Raw genomic sequence first — 2,564 nt, forward strand, 5'->3', positions numbered from 1 at the left:
CGTCGGCTACGCGTCAATCGCGTTCGGGGCCGACAACCCGTATGCAGGCAAGGCCGAAGCGATCAGCCAAGGGAAGAATCTCTTCAGCAGCAAAAGCTGCAGCGGATGCCACGGCGCCGGCGGCGGCGGTGGCATGGGTCCGCCCGTCATCAACGACACCTGGATTTACGGCAGCGACGACGCGACCCTGTTCGACCTGATCAAGCTCGGCAGCGTCGACTACCGTGCCAAGGGCCACGAGCGCAAGGGCAAGGAAGCGGTGGTCGGCGACATGCCGGCGATGGGCGGCGTCGCGACGGACGACGAGATCTGGAAGATGATCGCCTTCATGCGATCGGCCGCCGCGCCGGCCAAATGACGAAGGCCGCGTATCGCGGTTTCATAGCGCCGTCCATTCCTGCCCGCGGTGCCACTCGACCAGCTGTGCGATCTTCCGGTGGCGCGGTAGCTGCTTGAGGGTCCACTCGGCGCGCGCCGCAGTCGAACGATCCGGGAATGCCGCGCAGTCGACCAGGCGAAGAGGCGGAAGTCGCCCTTCTTCTCGCGGTGGACCTTGTACTCGCGCACGTTGTAGGCGTCGTAGCGGTTGACGATGGGCATCCTCTGCGCTCCGGCCGGGGTCTTCTTGCTCACGGTGTTTTCCGGGGTAGCGCGGATTGCGCGAGCCCACGTCAGCGCGGTAAGTGAGCCGATGCAGCACCCGGGAGCCGGAGCACGTGGCGACGTGAAGGGGCGAAACATCGTGGAGCAGGGTTCACCCCCCTCGCGCGTCGACATACCGCGCCAGAGTGCTCGCTGTCAGCTGGCCTTGCCCGAGGAAACGCCGTTGGAAGACCCCGCCTCGCTGGATCGATGACCATGCCTCGCTTCGACGCTCGGACGTTCGATGGAGTGTCAACCGCTTGGGCAGACGACGCTCGATGTTGTTGCGCACGCGTGCGATGGCGTCATCCGTCTTCACGCATTGGCATCATGGACAGGTCCGCGTGATGAGGTAGCCCACGCCCGTAGTGTGGCCGAACGCGTCCACCTCGAAATCGATGCCGGGTGGCAATGACCCGGAGTACGTCGTGTTGATGCCGCAGTCTTCCTGTCCGTACCACCATCCGGGACATCCACAATTCGGTACTGCGCCGACGTCCCGATGCGCTGATGTCCTACCCCGCCCCAGCGGCGTCGCGGGCATGCTGGCCCCAAGACTATCGCGCGCAGCCAACGCGTCGATCCGTCGTCCGCCGCTGAGGAGCACTGCGTCACGCGCTGCGTGCGACGCGCCTTGGCTGTGCGGGTTCGATGCCTTGACGGGCCAGTCCTTCGAGCATCGCCGCGATTGGATCGAACACCGACTGCGGGAACTGGCCGACATCTTCGCGGTTGGTTTGTACGCGTACGCCGTGATGAGCAATCACGTGCGCGTGGTCTTGCGCATGACTGGTTATCCCGGACGGTTACCGTGGGTGTACCGGACTGGTTCGACGATGAAATTTCGTGAACGTCATGAGGATCTCCCTGTCCTGGCACGCGACGAGAGTGTCGCGGCACTGTGGGATACGCGAATGAAAGACGAAGGCCAACATGCACCAGCGCGCGGCACCCGATGCGACGTTGCGTGTGTCACTCGCTACACTCGACTCACCCATTCGATTGAACAGCCTCGCCCATGATCGCGTCCACACACGCAGGATCCTGTTTCCGCCTCATCGCCGGTTCGATTTTGCTGGCGCTGTGCTCGACTGGCCAAGGCGCGGTGGTGTGTTCGCCGATGACAGACCTCAATCTGCCGGCAACCACCGAGGGCCTCTACGTCAACCTCGTGACCGTCGTTTCCGGTACGAGCGAAGGCGCTGTTCCGGGCTTCGACTTCAACCCCTATGCCGCTGCCAGCACGGACCCTGCCGGTCAACTGAAATTCTATTGGGGCGCCGAGAGCGGCGGCGGTGCAGGCGTCGCCAGCACCGGAACAACGTACGCGGTGCTCGGTCCCGGCGTTTCCATCGGCGCGGATACTCTGTTCACGCGCGCCGCGTTCACCGGCGACACGACCGCGTGGCAAGCCGGCACGACGGGCTATCTCGGGACGCGCTTCCGCGATGAAACGACCGGTCTGCTTTTGTACGGCTGGCTTTCCCTGTCGACGACAGCGCCGCTGGGTTTTCCCGGGACCATGCACGGCTGGTGTTACGAGGACAGCGGTGCGTCGATCGTCACGCCGGACGCGCCTGCGTCCGACCGGATTTTCGCGGATGGCTTCGAGAATCCCTGATCGCGCCCGATCTTCCGGCAAGCCCGAAGCGCATGTACTTCAGTGCCGCTTTCGTGGAGGACAGCTCCATTGCCGCGATGGAAGACGCACTGACTTCGATGGCGAAGCGCACTAACCGGGACATCCACAATTCGTTATTGCACCGACGTCCCGATGCGCTGATTTCCTGCCCGCCCCAGCAGCGTCGCGGGCATGCTGGCCCCATGACCGCCAGCCGCCGCCAACGCGTTGATCCTTCGTCCGCCGCTTAATGCCACTGCGTCACGCGCCGCGTGGTACCGCACAGCGGCTGATGCGCAGC

The 2,564-nt window shown here is 64.4% G+C and carries 3 protein-coding genes; 2 read left to right on the top strand and 1 reads right to left on the bottom strand.

Annotated features, from left to right (window positions below; translation table 11 throughout):
* The coding region (locus ABIV12_RS07855) for a c-type cytochrome (RefSeq protein ID WP_348057980.1) at positions 1-358 on the top strand (358 nt) is incomplete at its 5' end.
* Positions 359-1,253: 895 nt separating this feature from the next.
* Here the strand turns inward: ABIV12_RS07855 and ABIV12_RS07860 are convergent.
* Positions 1,254-1,409, bottom strand: coding sequence for a hypothetical protein (locus ABIV12_RS07860; RefSeq protein ID WP_348057982.1), 156 nt, complete (start codon positions 1,407-1,409; stop codon positions 1,254-1,256).
* Between the two features lie 251 nt (positions 1,410-1,660).
* On the opposite strand from ABIV12_RS07860, the gene ABIV12_RS07865 reads away from it, so the two are divergent.
* Positions 1,661-2,263, top strand: a complete 603-nt coding sequence (locus tag ABIV12_RS07865) for a hypothetical protein (protein WP_348057984.1) — start codon at positions 1,661-1,663, stop codon at positions 2,261-2,263.
* Positions 2,264-2,564 lie beyond the last annotated feature (301 nt).

Origin of the sequence: Dokdonella sp., assembly GCF_039926425.1 — a bacterium.
Classification (GTDB): Bacteria; Pseudomonadota; Gammaproteobacteria; order Xanthomonadales; family Rhodanobacteraceae; genus Dokdonella_A.